Genomic DNA, 2,348 nt, shown 5'->3' on the forward strand with positions numbered 1-2,348 from the left:
TCGTCAAATCGAAAGCATGGAGTGAGATTTTCTTACCTTATGAGAAAATATGGGCTTCAAAAGTGTTTAGTGATTTTATGGTTTATGCAGTCCGCACTTTTATCTGTTATTGAAATTATGGTTTTATTTATCATTGACTTACTTTTCTTGTCTGATGTTTTTTTTACTGAATTAAGGTCGGTTTTCTTAGTTTTTACCCCTAGTCATCAGTAGTTTTTCCTCTCTTAGGGCGCTACTAAGACTATTTTCTATTTTGTGTCTGTTATTTATTCTTGTTGCCTGCATTACATACATCCTGGTGGTTTAATCGTCAGTTTGTGAAGTAGCGGCTTACCTGGAGCACTTATCTGTTTTTCAGTTAAATAGTTTTAGAAAGCGTTGGTTATTGTGTCGTGTGATTTGATGGGTTCGGCTGATGAGCAAAGCTTGGCCCCAATGTTTAGTGGCATCATTCAGGCTCATCGGCTTTATTATTACGTAGGCTGAGGGTTACAAAATGTTTCGAATCGCTAGCGAGATCCAACTTTCGTAGATTGCGTCTTTACATCAAAACTGGTCTACCTAGACTAGCGGCGAGTTTAAGTAAAAGGTGTATACTGCATGTGGAGTTGGCTGGCGATAGGGCTATCAGGTGTGTATTCCGTGTTGGGAGCAAAGCAAGCTAACCCGACACAATCCCTCGTGTTTAAAATCTTTACTCTGCTACTTCTTCTTGTGTTGGTGTTAACTCAAGGTGCATCCGCAACATATACCTACTGGATTGCGGGTGGGCTTATTGTGTCTATGGTGGCAGATACGCTGCACTCGTTTAAAACTCGTAAGCTAATCTATTTTACGGCTTATCTGGTTGCCCAGGTATGCTACAGCAAGTCATTTTGGGTGCAGCTTAATGGTGAGATTGTCTGGTGGCTGTTGGCCCTGCTGCTTGCAGCGAGTATCGTGGCGTTCTTTTTGTTGCTACCTCAACTCGACTCTCTGGTATTCCCTGTTGTGATCATGGGGATGATGCTGGTTCAACTTGCTTGGGCAGCCGGTGAAGTTTGGTTACAAGTGCCGAGTTACGCCAATGCTATCGGTTTTAGCGGAACCTTAGTTCTGATCTATTCGGCGCTGGCATACGCGATACACGGTTATCGAAAACCGATGAAACACGCCTATTTGTGGGTGAGTGGCAGTTACTTTTTTGCTCATGCCCTCATTGTTGCCTCAATCATTTACTAATTTAAGTCAAAGCAGCTCTTGAGGATTTCAGTAAACTGAACGCATTGTTCTTAATAACTGGAGTCAATAATGAGTGAAATCCATGCTCACGAGCTGCTAAACCTACTTAGAGAAACACCAATGGATCGCGAAGCCCTCACACAGCACTTTGGTGCTAGCGTTCGCTTTCACACCTGTAAACTGAATGATCTAGACTTAGATGCATTACTAGCATTTTTGCTCAAGCGCGACAAAATTCGTGAGCTTGAAGGTAAGTTTGTGGTCAATATGGCGCGAGTTTGCAATCACTAAACGGCGGCTAAGATCGAGGGTGACTATGGTGTTTTCGCCCTCAGTCATATACTCATGTTGTCAGTTTGCTATACACTGGCCGCCATTTTTTAGGTGAGGCCAGAATATGGACATTCTTTCTGCAGCGACCATGCTGTTTCTAATCATGGACCCCCTCGGTAACTTGCCGATTGTGTTGTCTATTCTCAAACATATCGATCCCAAGCGTCGTCGTAAGGTATTGATTCGTGAACTACTGTTTGCCTTACTGATCTTGATGCTGTTTCTGTTTGCAGGACAAAGCATCTTAAGTTTTTTGCATGTCCAGCCAGAAACGCTCAGCATTTCAGGTGGCATTATTCTCTTCATTATTGCGATTAAGATGATTTTCCCGAGTGCTGGCAGCATCACTGGACTGGCAGCAGGCGAGGAGCCCTTTATTGTTCCGATGGCCATTCCTATGATCGCGGGCCCTTCAGTGATTGCAGCCTTGCTTTTACTGTCTTCGCAACATCCAGAGAAAATGTTGGAAATGTCAGCATCAGTCGTAATTGCGTGGGGCGCAACATTTTTTATACTGATGTTTTATGGCTTCTTTAATCGCTTGTTGGGTGAGCGTGGCTTGAAGGCGGTAGAACGCTTAATGGGCTTGTTACTGGTGATGATCTCCACTCAAATGTTCTTAGATGGTGTAAAAAGTTACATTGGGTGACGAACGAAACGCAGAAAAAAGCCGCTCACAAGAGCGGCTTTTTCGTATCTGAGCGATTACATCATGTGTTTACGACGAATATCGAGTAGGGCAAAAATACCAAAAATCAGGATTGAATATTTTTCCCAACTGCTCATTTTTATTT

General features: G+C 43.1%; 3 protein-coding genes and 1 pseudogene. 3 read left to right on the top strand and 1 reads right to left on the bottom strand.

What is annotated here, in order from left to right:
• The first annotated feature begins 600 nt into the window (after positions 1–600).
• The 3 genes from CAG68_RS17845 to CAG68_RS17855 all read left to right on the top strand — a co-directional run bounded on the left by CAG68_RS17845 (position 601) and on the right by CAG68_RS17855 (position 2,203).
• Entirely contained in the window at positions 601–1,221 is a 621-nt protein-coding gene (locus CAG68_RS17845; protein WP_005389670.1) for a lysoplasmalogenase, read from the top strand.
• Between the two features lie 69 nt (positions 1,222–1,290).
• Positions 1,291–1,512 carry a YecH family metal-binding protein gene (locus tag CAG68_RS17850; RefSeq protein WP_005378711.1) on the top strand — a complete coding sequence of 74 codons (222 nt, stop codon included), beginning with the start codon at positions 1,291–1,293 and terminating at the stop codon, positions 1,510–1,512.
• A 106-nt stretch (positions 1,513–1,618) separates the two neighbouring features.
• Positions 1,619–2,203: a YhgN family NAAT transporter gene (locus tag CAG68_RS17855; RefSeq protein ID WP_005389671.1), complete on the top strand. Its 585-nt coding sequence runs from the start codon at positions 1,619–1,621 to the stop codon at positions 2,201–2,203.
• 56 nt (positions 2,204–2,259) lie between these two features.
• On the opposite strand, the pseudogene CAG68_RS22575 reads toward CAG68_RS17855, so the two are convergent.
• Positions 2,260–2,348: pseudogene (locus CAG68_RS22575) on the bottom strand (DUF1145 domain-containing protein); the annotation flags it as partial.

The organism is Vibrio sp. V42_P2S4T144 (genome assembly GCF_009904715.1).
Lineage (GTDB): Bacteria > Pseudomonadota > Gammaproteobacteria > Enterobacterales > Vibrionaceae > Vibrio > Vibrio alginolyticus.

Bases quoted from the DNA above. Each gene is read 5' to 3' on its own strand.
- CAG68_RS17855 (WP_005389671.1), top strand. From the start codon at position 1,619: ATGGACATTCTTTCTGCAGCGACCATGCTGTTTCTAATCATGGACCCC.
- CAG68_RS17850 (WP_005378711.1), top strand. From the start codon at position 1,291: ATGAGTGAAATCCATGCTCACGAGCTGCTAAACCTACTTAGAGAAACA.
- CAG68_RS17845 (WP_005389670.1), top strand. From the start codon at position 601: ATGTGGAGTTGGCTGGCGATAGGGCTATCAGGTGTGTATTCCGTGTTG.